The organism is Rhodococcus sp. WS3 (genome assembly GCF_003797085.1).
Taxonomy (GTDB): domain Bacteria; phylum Actinomycetota; class Actinomycetes; order Mycobacteriales; family Mycobacteriaceae; genus Rhodococcus_F; species Rhodococcus_F globerula.
Genome location: NZ_RKMA01000001.1, coordinates 1,591,846 through 1,610,334, shown reverse-complemented (window position 1 = coordinate 1,610,334; position 18,489 = coordinate 1,591,846). Strand labels below are relative to the sequence as shown.

Here is an 18,489-nt window from a genome sequence, read left to right as displayed (position 1 = left end):
AGGTTCAGTTGGATACCACGTTTGATTCAGGTATTTTTCCGATCTTTGGCTGTAAGATTGTCGTTGACTTATCGTCGTTAATTGCAGTCTGTGTCGTTCTTCTTTGGTATTCAGTTTTTGTGACGAGTATTTTCTTGCGTGTAGCGATGATCGTCATATGCGATATCCAGTCACTCAAAGGCGCGACGGGATATCGCATATACGATCTACCTGCGTTGATGCCACCCAATGGCCGAACGCTTCTGTAATCTTGGAACTGCGTTGCCATCTTCCTCGATTAACTGACGGCGTCGCTCGATCTGTTAGCGCTCCTTAGATCGATAATTCAGCGGGCATATGAAATCTCGTGAATCTCGAACCGGCTACCGCAAGCGCTTGGGTTCACTGGCATCTGATGGGATCATACTTCGTGCCATTGGCGGAACACCTGAAGTATGTCGCCGTCGTTGAACGTGACGACCTCACTAGCATGTGGGGACCGCGATATTGACCGTCGGTTCGTCGACTAGCGGCTGTACAGGCACTCGCGCTTCACCTGCTGTGGTTGGCTCGGTGAGATTGAAGACAACATCCACAGTTTGGCCCTTGGGAATCTCGGCCAAGGTCATGAAAACTGGGTGACCAAGTTCCTGTCCTGTAGCGGAAAAGGCGATCTTTCCGCCTGCCGCAACACTTTCCAGCTTCGCGCCCTGAGTTGCGAGCAGAGAAACAGCAGCCATGTTGGTTCCCTGAGGAAGTTTCTTGGGATTTGCCACCATACCGTCCACATAGTCTGGAAGATCCCCTGCCGGAGCGTTATTGGTGAGACTGACCGTAACCTTTGAGCTTCGGGTATCGCCCTCGCAACGGTCAGCCGAGTAGTTGATCGACCGTGTCAGGTAGTAGTCGAGCTTATTGCCGGCCTGGTTGTTGATCACCACAGCCGCAAATGGCGCCTCATCCGTGGGCACGGTATGACCCAAAGGTGTTGTTGCAAGCAGTTCCTGCTCGTCTGGATGTGAACTCCACACGGCGATACGGCCTTCGGAGACACCGCGACCCAAAGCGTCGAGAAGTGCGCTTGCAGAGCTGATATTGCCGGTCATCTTGTCCACCACAAGTGCGGCAATAGTCTGCAGGTACTGCTTGCGCGCGTTGTTGTCATCCGCGAAACGGACGTAGGCCGTTGACTCGGTGAGTTCCACAACGTTGTCGGCTGTAACCTTTTCGCCGTCGGGCATTGTGACCGACCCCACAACTTTCAGTATGTAGCTCAACGCAATTGGATCTATCGCGATAGCTCCGTCGACTACCTCGCCGTTTGACTCCTGCTTCCACAATGACTGCCAAATTTGTGCAGCGTAGGGGAAGTGTGAACTGAGGTTGCTGTTGCGGAAATCGGTGGTGGGACGGCTCATTCCGTAGAGAGCGGCAAAGTCAGGACCTAGGTCTATTGGACTGTTGTCCATGCTCAGCTCGGAGTTGCGCGCCAACGTCTCGACTCGCGCGGCCCCGTCGTCGACTCGGACAATTCCGTAGCCGCCCAGCAGTCCGCCTGTACCGCGTGCCTCGGCGTTTGTCTGGAATCCGATGAAGTAATTGCGTGGTCCGTCGGCTCCGAGCATCGTCGGTGCGAGCCGTGCCGCGAGCGCCGTGTTCTCCAGAAGGTTAGTCAGCTCAGTAGTTTGATCCACTAACGAGGTGCGCGCATCGTTAACTGCGCCTATGAAGTTGGCTTCCGGGACGGCCGCCGCTCGGGTCGACAACTCGGCCGCGGAGGCTGCTGTCTGTTCGAGAACGGGTGTGGCTTGCCGCAATGGTTCGAGCGCAATCTGGCCCCCTGACTGAATCAATTCACCAGGAGCAAGCGCGGTTCCAGCATCGACCGCGGGCAAGAGGACGTCGTTGGTCAATCCATGGACCACATCTGTCATTTGTTTGGTGGTCTCGAACGGGCTGCCGACGACTGGGATTGCTGACGCGATGCTCCAGGGGAGGGATTGCGTCTCCGAATATGCCAAACTCGCATATTTGTCGGCATCGGCTGCAGACTGCTCGGCGGCCTCCGTGTCGCCAGCGAGGAGTGCCGTCTTGGTGGACTGCGCGTGATCGCGTGCCGCTTCGAGATTGCTCTTTGTTGTGATGGCGGAGTAGCCCATCCATGCGCCAAAAGCGACGACAACCAGCACAAATGCACTGGAACCGGCAACGATGTTGCGTCGACGGTTGGACGTCTTGACGCGACTGCGGCGTCGAATCCGAGTAGTAGATGTGGATGTTGAATCTATTGCTTCGGATTCGTCATCGGACCTTGGTCCCGATGTGGTGCTGGACATTGCGAATTACTCCTGACTTTCGGGGTCGTCAGAGGTTACCGCGGTGTGCCAGAATTGACCCTGAAGTGGTGGGAGGGGGCGTCGCACCGTAAACTTCAGCCTGGCCGTTCTTGTTGTGCGCGTAATTAGATGGACCTGATCAGCCGGCGTTTCCAATACATAATTCGGGGCTGATGAAGGTGGAGGTATCGGGTTTGAACTCTTTCCCGCTGTCTCGTGCCCAACAGGCGCTGTGGCTGGCGCAGCAAGTCAATCCTTCAACCCCTTTTGTTGTTGCCCAGTACGTGGAACTTCGGGGACTTATCGACGTGTCCGCTTTGATCGAAGCAACGGACCGTGGGTGCCGCGAGATCGAATCTGCGCTGGTACGGCTGGTCGAGACGGATGCGGCACCACGCCAGGTTGTTGACCTTTCAATTCCCGATTCGCTTGGCTATGTTGACCTACGCGGCAGTAAGAATCCGTTCGAAGCAGCACATCAGTGGATGACGCTGAGATATTCACGCCCGATTGATATGTCGGTCGATCGTCTAATTGCCGCCACTTTGTTGCACGTCTCAGAAAATCATTACTTCTGGTATTCGCACGCCCACCACTTGGTACTCGACGGACATGGCGCAATGGCGCTTATGAATCGAGTTGCGGAGCATTACACACATTTGGTGGAAAACACTGAGGTGCCGCCCTTACGTGCGCTCGGATTGCATGAGCTGTACCAGTTGGATACGTCGTATCGTTCGTCTTCCCGATTCGAAACAGACCGGCAATATTGGGCTCAGCTGGTTGACGGTATGCCAGAACCCGTGCGGTTGACCGAGCGCCGCGCAGCGCCGTCGATGCCGCAGCGCATGCTCACCCGCACCATGGACGCAGATCTCGCCGCGCGGATCACCACAGTTGCGAAACTGTGGGAAACCAGCGAGGTTCCGATTATCGCCGGTGCCTACGCCGTGTACCTGGCCCGCATGGCCGGAGTTACCGAAGTTACTCTGAGCCTTCCCATTTCAGGACGGACGACGGCCGCGATGCGACGCTCCGGCGGAATGCTCGCCAACATCGTGCCGATGCGCGTGTCGGTTGATCCGGAATTGACAGCGGCCCAACTCGTGAGTCAGCTGTCCACGCAGTTGACCGGCGCCCTGCGCCATCAACGATTCCGTTACGAAGATATGGCCGGCCCCGGCAGCCGCGGTGGGACCCGTGATTCGGCTGGGCCCGCCGTGAATATCATGATGTTCCACAACACTATTCGCCTCGGCGATGTTGTCGGAGAATTTCACGTACTCACGTCCGGCCCTATCGACGATCTGTTCTTCAGCATCTACCCAGCGGTTGCGGGCGCTGATATTCGGTTGGGATTCGAGGCCAACCCAGGTGTCTACAGCGAGCAAGACCTCGAGCTTCACCACCAGCAGTTTGTGCAGGTTCTGACCGAACTTGTCGATGCGCCGGCGGATCTTCCAGTGGGCGGGCTTGGTGTACTGACCGCCGATGATTACGCGATGCTGTTGCCCAGCAGGGGGTTACCGGCAATCGCGCCGCAGACACTCGACGCAGTTCTGTCCGAAGGATCCGGCGGCGCCGGAACACCGGCAGTCCGCGCGGACGGCGCTACGATCACCTATGGCGAGCTCCGCTCCCGATCAGCCTTCTTGTGTAACAAGCTGATTGATCGCAGGGTTGGCGCCGGCGATGTGGTGGCGATCATCGCAGCGCGTTCGGCGGGGTCGGTAATCGCCTTCCGCGCGGTCATCCGATCAGGCGCCGCGTTCATGTTTGTCGATCCGGACTACCCGGCCGAACGTATCGAATTCATGTTGGCGGACGCGGGCGTGAGCGTCGTAGTTGCGCCGCGATCGTGGTCGGCGCCTACGGGAATCACGCACGTGGACATCAACACCGACCACTACGACGATGCCGATCAACACGAAACACCTGTACTGCGCGCTGCGGCGATCGATGATGTTGCCTACATCGTCTACACATCAGGCTCCACCGGGCAGCCGAAAGGTGTTGCGGTTACACACCGCGCCGCGACTTCGCTGCTGCGCGCCCACTCCAGGAATCTTGTTGTCGACGCGTCGGCCCGGGTCGCTCACTTTGTTTCACCCGCTTTCGACGTTGCGGTACTGGAACTCCTTCTTGCACACGGAACCGGCGCAACCGCAGTAGTGGTGCCGCCCGGCTTGATCGGCGGTGCTGATCTGGCCGACTACCTACGCGCAGAACGCGTGACGCACTTCCTGTCCACGCCGGCGGTGGCGTCGTCGATGGATCCGAGCGGCTTGCCGGATCTGCGCATGCTCAACGTCGGCGGCGAGTCGCCATCGCCGGATCTGATCGAGCGGTGGTCGCCGTACGTCGGCGTCGTCAACTCGTACGGTCCCACCGAAGCGAGTGTGACCGCGTTCATGAGTGAACCGCTGGACCCGGCGCAGCGAGCACCGATCGGCCGGCCCATCGACGGCGTCTCCGCCGTTGTGCTGGATGCACGTCTGCAGCCGAGCGCAATTGGAGCAACCGGCGAACTGTATGTGATGGGCCCCGGGCTGGCACGCGGATACGTGCGCCGCGCGGGCCTCACTGCTGAGAAGTTTGTTGCGGCGCCGTACGGAGACCCGTCGAGTCGCATGTATCGAACCGGCGACCTCGTCCGATGGTCGGCAGAGCGCCAGCTCGAATTTGTCGGGCGCGCAGACCATCAGGTTAAGATTCGTGGTGTCCGGGTTGAACTCGGTGAGGTGGAAGCGGCACTGACGTCCGTCTCGGGCGTGGCATCAGCGCTGGCTGTCGCCCGCGACGGCGAAATCGCTGCGTATGTTGTACTCACGGCCGATGAGGGGCCTGAGTCCACCGACACGTCGATTGTCACTGAGACGTCGTTTGTCACCGAGCATCTGGCGAATGTCCTGCCCGCTGCGATGATGCCGTCCTCGGTGACCGTGGTGTCTGGCTGGCCGACCACAATAAACGGCAAGATCGACCGAGACGCGCTACCCACGCCGCATCGCGAAGCGGACGTCGCGCTGCAACCGGTCGATCACCACGAAGCTCTTGTTGCCGCCGTGATGGCAGATGTGCTCGGCGTTGCATCGCTGGGTACGGATGCCGATTTCTTTGCCTCCGGTGGTAACTCGCTTGCCGCGGTGTATGTCGCGAACAGGCTGTCCGAGGCCCTTCGCATTCGCGTAGGTGTCCGCGACGTGTTCGAGGCCTCGACACCGACGGGACTCGCGCAGCACCTTCGCCGATCGGCCGCAGGTTCGGCGTTGCCGGTGCCTGTTGTGGTCCCCGCCGATATCGTGGTGGAACCGTCACTGGCGCAACAACGTATCTGGCTGCTCTCACGCCTCGCCCCGGAATCTTCCGCCTACAACGTCTCTTTCGAGGTGACACTCGGCGGAGGGCTCGACATCGGCGCGCTCGAGCAGGCGTTTGCCGACGTCCAACATCGGCATCGCGTCTTGCGGACGACGTATCCCATCGGAACTGCAGGCACAGCAGTGCAGGTCCTGTCGGAATCCGCGACAAGCCTGCTGCAGGTGGGCGCGGACGAGTACGCCGCCGCGGCCGCAGATGCAGCCAGGCGCGGATTCGACGTCGCCGCCGAACTGCCACTGCGCTTGGTCTTGGCGTCGTTCGGCGAACACGACCACCGCTTGACCGTCGTTGCTCATCACATTGCTGTGGACGGACTCTCGTTCGGTGCGGTGGTAGGTGACCTGGTCCGGGCGTATGACGATCGCGTTCGCGGCGCACAGCCGAACTGGCCGGCGCAGGCGCTGGATTATCGCGACTATTCGGTGTGGCAACGAGCAGCGCTCGGTGATCCCGATCAGCCGGGAAGTCTTGCTCATGGCCAACTTGCGTTCTGGGAGAACACGCTTGGGTCGCTGCCGACGCACGTGGATCTACCCACCGACAGACGTAGGGCGATCGGCACGGAGCCGCCCGCTGCCACTATCGCATTCGACATTCCGGCAGATCTGCACGGACAGCTGACGGCGATTGCCCGCGAGCACAACGCCACCACGTTCATGGCGCTGCACGCAGTGCTCGCCGTCTTGCTCCACAAGATCACCGGCGCAGAGGATTTTGCGATCGGGACTCCCACGTCCGGACGCGCACACCCGGCGTTCGATTCCACAGTTGGCATGTTTGCCGGCACGGTGGCACTGCGCACGGCGACCAAGCCGGGGGACACCTTTGCTGCATTCCTCGAACAGGTTCGCGATGTCGATCTCGCCGCAATGTCACACGCGGACGTGCCGTTCGATTGGGTGGTCGATCGGGTTGCACCCAACCGTGGACTGAACCGGAATCCGTTGTTCCGTGTGGTGCTAGCGCTCGACGCGTTTGGTACCGAGGCCGATATGGCACTCGGCTCGGCGACGGCACACGGCGTGGGACGCACCCCCGATCACGCTCGGTTCGACATCGAAATGGCCGTCCGTGAAGAACGCCTTCCCGACGGCTCGCCCGGAGGAATCGCCGGGTCACTCACCTACGCTGCCGATATCTTCGACGCGGAGACCGTGACCGGATGGATGGACCGGCTGCTGCTAGTCTGCGAAGCCGTCACGGCCACGCCGGATATCACGCTTCGTGCTGTCGACATCCTGAGCAGCGGCGAACATGATGCGCTGACGCCGGTTGTATCGGAGCCTGCCCACTCGGCACACTCCTTGGCAGAACTGTTTCTGGCACAGGTGATTACACACGGTGATGACGTTGCAGTAGGCGTCGGCGAAGATCGTCTCGCGTACTCTGAACTCGAATACCGGTCCGCAGTGCTGGCCGGCGCTTTGATCGAGCGTGGCGTTGAAGTGGGTGACCGGGTGGCCGTTGGGCTGCCGCGCTCGCCGGAGTTTGTGGTTGCGGTGCTGGCCGTAGTTCGGTCTGGCGCCGTATACGTTCCCCTCGACCTCGACTATCCCGACGCGCGAGTCGAGTATCTGCTCGGCGACGCCGCACCAACACACGTGCTCTGCGCCGAATCTGCGATGCCGCGCCTGATGAACTTCGGCCGCAAACTGATCGACGTTGCGGCAGTGGGTGATCCCGACCTGGCCCGACGCCGTGCTGTGGTGCCTGCGCAAGACGCGTATCTGATCTACACCTCCGGCTCAACCGGCACCCCCAAAGGTGTTGTGGTGTCACATGCCAACGTCATCGCGTTGCTGGCGGCAACTGAAAAGATTCTCGATGTCGGCGCAGGCGACGTGTGGACGATGTTCCACTCCGGCGCATTCGACTTCTCGGTCTGGGAGATGTGGGGAGCGTTGACAACCGGTGGACGGTTGGTTCCCGTCGACGCCTATGTCGCCCGGTCCGCTCCGCAGTTCGCGCAGTTGCTGGTAGACGAAGGTGTCACTGTTCTCAATCAGACTCCGTCGGCGTTCCAGGCGCTTGCCTCGATAACGCAGTCCACCGAACTGCCCTTACGGCTGTTGATCTTCGGGGGAGAAGCACTGGATGTGGGCTCGGTTCGCGGCTGGCTCGACAGCCATCGCGAGATTCGCGCCGTGAACATGTTCGGCATCACCGAAACCACGGTGCACGTCACAGCATTCGATCTTTCGGGCGCCGGTGACGACGATTCGGTCATCGGCACGGCGCTTCCTGGACTCCGTACGTATGTATTGGACAGCTCGTTGCGGCCGGTGCCGGAAGGTACCGTCGGCGAACTGTATGTTGCCGGCCCACAGGTTTCTGCCGGTTACTTCGGTAAACCCGCACTGAGTGCCACCAGGTTTGTTCCCGAACCTGGAGTTGGCGGATCGGTGATGTACCGCAGCGGCGACAGGATTCGGATGTACCGGGGCGCGCTGCGGTACAGCGGTCGTGCCGACAGTCAGGTAGAGCTGCGCGGCTATCGCATCGAGCCGGGCGAGATCGAAGCGGCGCTGCTGCGTCGACCCGAAATCAGCGCGGCCGCAGTAGTTCTGCGTGAGCTGCCCACCGGACCGGCGCTGGTCGCCTACATCGCGCCGGACATCGACGATGCGGACGCCGTTGTATCGGATCTGCGCAACCAGTTGCCCGCTCATCTGGTGCCCACGCTGATTGTGCCGCTGCCCGCACTGCCGATCACTGCGCACGGCAAACTCGACCGAGCAGGATTGCCTGAGCCTGCCTCGCGCCCCACCCACGGGCGGCCACCGCGCGACCCGATGGAAGAAACCGTCGCATCAGTATTCGCCGAACTCCTGCACCTCGAAACCGTGGACATCACACGGAGTTTTTTCGACCAGGGCGGAAACTCTCTTATCGCGACCCGTCTGTCTACCCGGTTGAGCGCGGTCTTCGACACCGACATCGATGTGCGTGAAGTATTCGAGCGCCCCACCGTCAGCGAATTGGCCGCAGGCATCAGCGCCAGGATCGGCAGTGGCCGTCGACGCATCGCTCTCGAACCTGCCGGCAGTGATGCAGAATTGATCCTCTCGCCGGCTCAGCACCGCATGTGGATTCTCAACCAGTTCGACACCACCGCAGCCGGATACAACATTCCCGTGATTCTGCGACTCGACGGAAACGTCGACGCCGAGACGCTGCGCAAAGCCGCGGTTGACGTAGTAGAGCGGCACGAGACGCTCCGGACGATCTACCCAGTGGGAGTCGATGGTGTGCGTCAGGTGGTGCTCGAGGCCGAACTGGTCACTCCCGCACTCGAACCCGTGACAGTCGGCTCTGAATCGGTCATGGACCGGGTTGCCGCGCTGGTGGGATCAAGCTTCGATGTCACGGTTGATCCACCGGTTCGCGGCGAACTGTTCCGCCTCGACGAGGGCTCTCATGTTCTGGCACTGGTGATCCACCACATTGCTGCGGACGCGTGGTCGATGGACGCCTTGATTCGAGACACCGTCACCGCATACACCGCCCACGCGAAAAGCGTCGCGCCGTCCTGGCAGCCGTTGCCGATTCGGTACACCGATTACAGTGTGTGGCAGCGCGATTCGGGAGTCCCCGATCATGTCGCCGAATACTGGCTGGAGAACCTGGCCGGTTTGCCAGATCAGGTGACGTTGCCGCTGGATCATCCACGGCCGCTGACGCCGTCGGGCCTGGGCCGATCCCATCAGGTCGAGCTCGGTGATTCCTTGCGCGGGCCGCTCGACACTCTGGCGCGATCACACAACGCCACCACGTTCATGGTGATGCATGCCGCGCTGGCCGCGCTCGTCTCGCGGTACAGTGCCAGCGCCGACGTGCCGATCGGGACAGTGGTGGCCGGCCGCTCCGATCCCAAGCTGGACGATCTGGTGGGAATGTTCGCGGGCACCTTGGTTCTGCGAACCACGATCGATCGAACCGCGTCCTTCGCGGAGCTGTTGGGCCACGTTCACCAGCAGGACCTGGCCGCATACACCCACGCGGACATGCCTTTCGAGACACTGGTCGAACAGCTGAATCCGGCCAGGTCGCCGTCGCACCATCCGCTGTTCCAGATCGCGCTGTCCTTCCAGGCGCCGCGGCCGACCAGCTGGGAACTGCCGGGCCTGACTCTCACCCCGATGGTCGCAGAGTTCGAACACGCAAACTTCGATCTCCAGCTGAATGTGACTGACGCCGCCGACGATCATCCGATGCGTCTGGAATTTGCCTACAACGCAGATCTATTCGACGCAGCCACGGTCAGCCGGTTCGCGGAACGGTACGTGCGCTTGCTCGAGCGGGTAACCGCTGATCCGTCGGTGATTCTCGGGCGGATCGATCTTCTGGACTCGGGCGAGCGCGCCGCGTTGGTTCCGGCCAGCGGGGTCGACACCAGCGCGACAACCACATTGGCGTCGATGCTCACCCGTGGCGTGCACACCGCACCGGACGCGCTGGCAGTAACCGGCAACGGCGACACCCTGACCTATCGCGAACTCGATCGCCGCTCCGACGTTGCCGCGGCAGACTTGCGCGCGGACGGTGCGGGTCCCGAACGTGTGATCCCGTGGACGGCGGATCGCACTGTCGATTCCATCGTCCGGTTGTGGGCCATCGCCAAGACCGGTGCGGCGCCCGCCTTGATCGACCCCGCTCAACCGGCGTCGCGCACCCTTGATGCGCTCAGCGCGGTGCTTTCCCCAGATCTTGGTGCCGCAGCGACAGAGACGATCCCGAGCGGCGGCGCCGCCTACGTCGTGTTCACCTCGGGTACCTCGGGAGCGCCCAAAGCCGTGGTGGTCACGCAAGAGGGACTGGGAGCGCTCGACGCCGATCTGGCAGCGCGTTACCGCGCGAGCACTGGTTCGCGCGTACTTCACCGCGGCGCACCGGGATTCGACATGACGCTCCTGGAGGTGTTGATCGCCGGCTCGAGCAGCGCAACGCTGGTGCTCGCGTCGGATGCCGAGTTTGCCGGTCCCGCGCTCACCGACCTGCTTCGACGCGAACAGATCACGCACCTGTGCATCACACCGACGGTGATGGCAACGGTCGAGGACAACGATCTGCCGCACCTCGAGATGGTGATGCTCGGTGGTGAGCGCCTGACCGCCGACATTGTCGAACGGTGGTCACCGGGACGGCGCGTAGTGAACGGCTACGGTCCGGCCGAGGCAACCATGTACACCGTTGCGACAGAACCGCTTATCGCAAATGGCCGCGACATCCCGATCGGGTATCCCGTAGCCGGCGTCGACGCCTTTGTTCTCGACAACTTCCTCGAGCCGGTTCCACCGGGCGTCGCGGGTGAGCTCTACCTTGCGGGTGCTGCGCTTGCCCGTGGATATGCCGGTCACCCCGAATGGACGGCCGAACGCTTTGTTGCCACCGCAGGCGGCGCCAGGATGTACCGCACCGGCGATCTGGTGATGTGGAAGAACACCGGTAGCGGCCACCGGTTGCATTACCTCGGCCGCAACGACGCGCAGTTGAAAGTCAACGGCGTGCGGATCGAGCCGGCCGAGATCGAAGCGGCCATCGCGGCGATCGCGGAAGTCGACTTCTGCGCAACGGTTCTGCGCACCAGCACCGCCGATACTCCGATGCTGGTGACGTACGTACGCCCGAAACGTGGTGCGGAGCTTGACGGTGACGACCTGCGCCGCAGGCTTGCCGATGCGCTCCCGTCGTACATGGTCCCCGGCGCCGTTGTGGTGTTCGACGGCGATCCGCCCGTGGTGAACGGCAAACTCGACGTGCGCGCATTGCCGACACCCCGCGTTTCCGCCTTGCCCTTCGAGCCCCCGCGCACCGCCACCGAGCGTGCTGTGGCCGACGTATTCGCCAGCGTGCTCGGAACCGATCACATCGGCCGTGGCACACACTTCTTCGATCATGGCGGAAACTCGCTACTCGCTACCCGGGTGACGTCGCAGGTAGGAAACACCCTGGCACGGAACATCTCGCTGAGACTGCTGTTTGCACACCCGACCGTCGCGGAGCTTGCTGCGGCGCTGGAACAAGAGCCGGATTGCGATCGCGGTGTAGCGGACATTGTTGCCGGTCCGCGTCCGGTAGAAATTCCGCTCTCACGCAATCAGCAACGTATGTGGGTGCTCAACACCCTCGACGCCACCAGCAGCGCGTACAACCTGCCGGTTGCCGTTGACCTACGCGGTGAGCTCGACGGTGCGGCTTTGCAACTCGCCCTCGGTGACGTGCTGAACCGGCACGAGATCCTGCGAACCGTCTACCCGCAGCGGCCACCGGTACAGCAGATTTTGGCCGATGCGAACCTGATACTTGAATCTCGTTCTGCCACCGAAGACTCACTGGATGCCGATCTGTATGCCTTTGCGTCCCAAGGGTTTGACGTGAGCATTCAGCTCCCCATTCGCGCCGCACTGTTCGCGCTCGCGCCCGAGCATCATGTGCTCGCGGTGAATGTGCACCACATTGCCGCAGACGGTGGCTCTCTGGTGCCGATCGTTCACGACGTGCTTGCTGCCTATTCGTCCCGGCGCGTAGGTTCGGCTCCGCAGTGGCAGCCGCTGCCGGTTCAGTACGCGGATTATGCAGTGTGGGAACAGACTTCGGAAACCGAATCGGTATCTCACTGGCAGACGGAACTCGCGGATGTCACCTCGGTGGCGCCGCTGACGCCGGATCGCGGCATCGTGTCGACGTCGTGGACAGCAGATCGTGTGGAGTTCTCCCTGGACGCCCACACCACGTCGGCGATCGCGGACTTGGCCGGCCGGGCCCAGGCAACACCATTCATGGTCTTTCACGCCGCACTGGCAGCAGTTCTCTCGAGGTTGAGCGGCAGCTCGGACGTGGTGATCGCAACCGCGGTGGACGGCCGCCGATCACCGGCTCTCGACAATCTGGTCGGAATGTTTGTCGATACTGTCCCGCTGCGGGCACAGATTCTCCGCGACACGACGATGCTGCAGCTCGTGGAACAGGTTCGTGACCGAGATCTTGCGGCCTTCGAGCACAGCGATGTGCCCGTGGAAGCTCTGACCTCGATGCTCGGTGGCCGGATGCCGCAAGTTGCGTTGGCACTGCAGAACTTCACCATTCCTGACGTCGACATCGCCGGCCTGGCCGTCAGTGCTACCGAGATCGATACCGGTGCAGCCAAGTTCGAGATGCAGGTATCACTGACCGAGCGGCCGGACGGCCACACGGACGGGCTGGTTGTGTACGCGCGAGAGTTCTTCGACGCCGCGACTGCGCAATCGGTGGCCGACCTGTTTGTCGACGTTGTGCATCGCGCGCTGGCCAACCCCTCGGTGGTGGCGTCGGAAGCATCAACGATCTCCGCACCCGGTTGGGTGGCAACACCCGTTGATTCGTCCCGGACTCTGAGTGAGATCTTCACCCGTACCGCAGCGGCGTTTCCCGACCACGTTGCACTGCGCGACGGCACAGAGATGCTCACGTATCGAGAACTCGACGACGCGTCGAACGAATTGGCACGTGAGCTGGTGGCTGCCGGTGCCGGACCGGGCGCGGTGATCGAGATCAGCGCGGTGCGATCGATCGACTACGTCATCCGTCTGTGGGCGATAACCAAGACCGGCGCTGCTTTTGCGCCGATCGACCCTGATTTCCCTGACGCCCGTCTGCGTCGGTTGCGGTCGGTGTTGCACTCGGTCAGCCCTGTTCCCGGCACGCAGAATCCGGACGCCGTGGCGTATGTCATCCATACCTCCGGGTCGACCGGTAACCCCAAAGCAGTTGCGGTAACCCACCGCGGGCTTGGCCCGCTCACGGACGAAGCTGTGGCGCGATACCGCGTCACACCGGATTCGGTTGTCCTGCAGGGCTACAACCCGAGCTTCGATGCCGCTCTGCTCGAGATGTTGCTTGCCTTCGGCAGCGGAGCAGCATTGGTTGTGGCGCCGCCCGACGTCTACGGTGGCCGAGACCTCGAAAAGTTCGTGGCAGAACACCGCATCACGCACCTACTGTCCACCCCGGGTGTGCTCGACACGATGGACCCGGCCGCACTGCCACTGCTCGACGTGGTTGCCGTGGGCGGCGACGTGCTCTCGCCCGCGACCGCACACGCCTGGAGTGCCGGCGCACGGATGCTCAATGCATATGGCCCCACGGAAGCCAGCGTCGTGGCAACTCTTGCGGATATCGACTCGGACACCGGAATTGGTGAACCGATCACCGGTACCGGAGCCGAAGTGCTCGACGGCGCTCTGCGCCCCGTCCCGTTTGGCGGGGTGGGGGAGTTGTACGTCAATGGTCCCGGTCTCGCGATGGGTTATCTCGGCGATCCCGCCGCAACGGCTACATCCTTTGTGGCGGCAGCGGGCGGGCGGCGACGTTACCGCACCGGGGACCTGGTACACCGAACAGCAAGCGGCGCATTGGGATTCGTCGGTCGGTCGGACCGCCAGGTCAAGGTGCGCGGTGTGCGAATCGAGCTGGCCGAGATCGAGGCTGCGGCGCGGTTGCTCCCCGGAGTGAGTGCTGTGTCCGTGCTCCTGATTGGCGATGTGATCACCGCATTTGTCGTTGGCGAGGAAACCAGCGAAGACGCGCTCCGACATGAAATGGCGGCGCAGCTACCCGGGTACCTCGTGCCGGGACGTATCGTCATGCTCGATGCGTTGCCTCTCACCCGCAACGGCAAGGTGGATGTGAGCGCACTGCACGCGCACCTCGGCGAATCCACACCTCACGCCTGGCCGCTCACTGCTACAGAAGAATTGGTGACGGCAGTGATGTCGCACCACGCGGGCAGCACTGTGGGTGTGAGCCACAACTTCTTCGAATCCGGTGGAGATTCACTGTCTGCCACGGTGGTCGCGGGTCGACTGGCTTCGGTGTTCGGGCGCGACGTATCCGTTGGTGCGGTTTTCGAGAATCCGTCGCCGCGTGCGTTGGCTTGCTGGATCGATGCGGCCGAAGACGTTGTGGTCCGGCCACCGCTCACCAGTCGCGCCGCCGAAAGCCGGGTGCCGTTGGCTCCCGCGCAGCAGCGTATGTGGTTGAGCTCGCAGCTCGGTCCGGCGTCGTCGGCATACAACTTGGTATTTGCGGTCGCCATCGGACCGGACATCGAGGTAGACGCTCTGGCGGAAGCCATATCGGATGTGGTTGGCCGGCACAGTATTTTGCGCACTGTCTTTCCCGCTGATTCCGTCGGGCCACACCAAGTAGTCGTAGATGTCGCGGCAGTCGATCTTGTTCCCGTGCTTGTCGGCGATCTGTACGAGGGCGCAGCGCACTTTGCGTCCGCGCCATTCCAGTTGGAACACCAACCGCCGATGCGCGTGCAGTTGACCGTTGACGGCGCCGGCGCCCGGGCCTTGGTTGTTGTGGTGCACCACATTGCGCTCGACGGCGGTTCGACGGGCATCGTGCTCACGGATTTTGCCGCCGCACTGTCTGCGAGAGGTGCGGGGCATCAACCGGATTGGCGCCCGCTGCCCGTCGACTACCAGGACTACAGCATCTGGATGCGCGGCGTGCTCGGTGACAAGAACGATCCGACCTCACTCGCTCACCGCCAACTGGACTACTGGACAACAGTTCTCCGCGGCGTCGACGGCGTTTTGCCGCTGCCGACAGACCGCCCGCGCCCCGCTGCTCCGACGCAACAAGGTTCCGTCGTGTCCGCCGCGGTTGACGGTGACCTGTACGCGGGGCTGACAGCTCTGGCCCACTCGCAGGGAGTGACTGTCTTCATGCTCCTGCACAGTGCGATCGCGGTGCTGCTCGCGCGTGAAAGCGCAACCGACGACGTGGTTGTCGGCACAGCGGTCAGCCTACGAAACGACCCGGACCTGCAGTCGATGGTCGGAATGATGGTGAGTACCGTCGCGCTGCGGACGAATATCCGTCCAAGCGATCGATTCTCGGACATCCTCGACCAGGTACGACGCGTCGACCTCGGGGCCATGGACAACGCCGACGTGTCCTTCGACGACGTGGTTGCCCGAATCGCGCCGCCGCGCACGGCAAACGAACACCCGCTCTTCACCGTGATGCTTGCATATCAACGTGCATACGAACTTCCGAGTGTGCCCGGGATCGAACCGCTCCGGCTGACCGGGGAAGCCCCCGTTGCCGCCGATTACGATCTGACCTGGGATCTGACCGATACCGGCGTCGGTGTGCGCCTGCGATTGCTGTATGCCACCGACCTGTTCGAGCAGTCGACAGCAGAACTGTTTGCCGCGAGGTTCGTGCGGATTCTGGGCGAAGTGGTGGCGCATCCGCAGAGTGTTGTGGGTGACATCGATGTACTCGGTGACCGAGCGAACCAGCCGCAGCGCAGTCGCGGTGATATCGCGCCGCTCACCCTGGCCGCACTCATCGGCAATGTGCTCGCTGAAGCCCCCGAAGCCATCGCGCTCGAGGCAGACGGCACGGCATGGACTTACCAAGAGCTGTTCGACCAATCAACATACTGGGCTCAGGAACTGGTGGATCGGGGAATCGGGCCCGACGACGTGGTTGCCGTTGCAACCGGGCGCGGACATCTGTGGGTAGTTGCACTCTGGGCCGTGACGCGAGCCGGCGCCGCCTGGGTTTCCGTGGACCCGGACCAGCCCCGTGAGCGACTCGAAGCGATGGTTGCCGACAGTGGAGCAATACTGGGGCTGTTCGTGGCAGGCGCACGCTCGCTGCCGGCTGTACTGACGTGGCTTCCGATATCCGATTGCACTACGACAACGCCGCTGACCGGCGCGCGGGCAGCTCACCCGGACAACCTCGCTTACGTCATCTACACCTCGGGATCGACCGGTACCCCTAAAGGCGTTGCGGTATCTCATCGCGGCCTGGCAAATGTGTGTGCCACCCATCTCGAGATGTTCGAGACGGGCACCGCCATGCGCATCCTGCAGCTGGCGTCACCTACCTTCGACGCCTCGGTCCTCGAATTCATGATTGCGCCGGCCGCGCTCGGAACGCTGGTACTGGCACCGGAATATGTCTTCGCGGGAGCCGAACTGACGGAATTCATCGTCTCGCACGCGATCACCCATCTCATCGCAACACCCACGGTTCTCTCGACACTCGACCCGAACGAGATCCCGTCGCTGACAGTGGAATCGGCGGGAGAGATGTTGAGCGTGGACCTGGCGGCGCAGTGGTCCCGCCGGCATCGGATCTTCAACGGATACGGCCCTAGTGAGACCACCATCGCGGCGGCAACGTCGGCGCAGATATCCGGCGGAGACACAGCAATCGGCGACCCCGTACATGGAGCGTCGACGCTTGTCCTCGACTCCAGGCTGCATCCCGTTCCCGACGGCGTCACCGGCGAGCTCTACATCGCCGGTCACAACCTTGCCCGCGGATACATCCACGCGCCCGAGCGGACAGCTCTTCGGTTTGTTGCCGACCCGAACCGTCCCGGTGCCCGGATGTACCGCACCGGAGACCTCGTTCGACGACGGCGAAACGACGGTGCCCTCGAATTCGTGAGCCGCAACGACGACCAGGTGAAGATCCGCGGCATCCGCGTCGAACCCGCCGAGGTCGATGCCGGATTGCGTCAGCATCCCGCTGTCACGTTTGCGGTAACCGTTGTGGTGGACGGGGAACTGGCGTCGTACGTCACGCTCGAGGATGCGTCGGCGGATCCGAGCAGTCTGCGCAAGTTTGCGTCGGCAACCCTGCCGAGTCACCTTGTTCCCGCAACCGTCACGGTGATCGACGCGGTTCCGGTGCTACCGTCCGGCAAGGTCGACAAGGTGGCATTGCCGGCGCCGGATCGTGGCAGCGTCGGTGTGATCGAGCCACCCGAAACGGAACTGGAAGAGTGCATCGCACAAGCGTTTGCGCACAACACATCCGCGCACACGGTTGGCAGGTTCGACAATTTCTTCGATCTCGGCGGCACCTCCATGGGCGCGGTTGACGTAGCGTCGACGCTACGCACGCGGCTCGATCGTGATGTGCAGGTTCAATGGATCTTCACCGATCCGACGGTGGCCGAACTTGCCGAACGTATCGAGGCCGGCGGAAAGACCGATCCGATGGACACCATTGTCCTGCTCGGGGGAGATCCACTCGATCAGCGTCCGCCGCTCTTCTGTGTTCACCCCGTGAGCGGATTGGCGTGGTGCTACGCCGGTGTGGCGCAGCACCTGGGTGGCCGTCGGGTCTACGGAGTGCAGGCAACGGGTGCGGGCGAGCTGCCCGGGACCCTCAACGCGCTTGCCGAACGGTACGTGGACGCGGTGCGGATCGTTCAACCCGAGGGCGCGTACCACCTGCTCGGCTGGTCGCTCGGTGGAACCGTTGCGCAGGAGATGGCGGTGGCGCTCAAGGAGTCCGGTGCGAGCGTCGGATCGGTTGTCATGCTCGATACGTTGCCGCCGGAGAGGATACCGGCCATTCAAGCAGCTCCCACCGCTGGCGAGCTATTTGCCGAACTGGGTCTGACCGAGCTGGAAGCGCCGCGCGTCGATCTGACCTTTGCGCAGGCGGCCGACGAGATCCGCACCAGAGCTCACCTGGATTTTGTGACCGCTGAACTCCTGGAAGCTGCTTCCGAAAGGGTGGAGAAACTTGCCAGAATGGCGAGTGACCACGAACCGAGGAGCTACCGCGGAGTTGTGGATTTTGTTGTTGCGCAGAGAGATCTCCATCGTCATCGCGACCTGGTCGAGCGATGGTCGGATCGGGTCGCGATCATTCGCGAACACTCGGTCGATGCCACGCATGCCGAGATGATGGCGCCATCAGTTCTCTCTCAGATCTTTGACCTGGTGCGGTATCGAGAGGATTCTGATGTGACGTAGCAAGCAGTGTC

At 62.3% G+C, this 18,489-nt stretch carries 2 protein-coding genes; one reads left to right on the top strand and one right to left on the bottom strand.

Annotated features, from left to right (window positions below):
• Nucleotides 1–464: 464 nt before the first annotated feature.
• Nucleotides 465–2,315, bottom strand: a complete 1,851-nt coding sequence (locus tag EEB13_RS07300) for a DUF4012 domain-containing protein (RefSeq protein ID WP_141484925.1) — start codon at nucleotides 2,313–2,315, stop codon at nucleotides 465–467.
• A 173-nt stretch (nucleotides 2,316–2,488) separates the two neighbouring features.
• On the opposite strand from EEB13_RS07300, the gene EEB13_RS07295 reads away from it, so the two are divergent.
• A complete protein-coding gene (locus EEB13_RS07295) occupies nucleotides 2,489–18,478 on the top strand; it encodes a non-ribosomal peptide synthetase (protein ID WP_261984460.1) in 15,990 nt (5,329 codons plus the stop codon).
• Nucleotides 18,479–18,489: the final 11 nt, after the last annotated feature.

What these genes read in the sequence shown, in the direction of transcription:
- EEB13_RS07300 (WP_141484925.1), bottom strand. Translation starts at nt 2,315, where the DNA reads ATGTCCAGCACCACATCGGGACCAAGGTCCGATGACGAATCCGAAGCA.
- EEB13_RS07295 (WP_261984460.1), top strand. Translation starts at nt 2,489, where the DNA reads ATGAAGGTGGAGGTATCGGGTTTGAACTCTTTCCCGCTGTCTCGTGCC.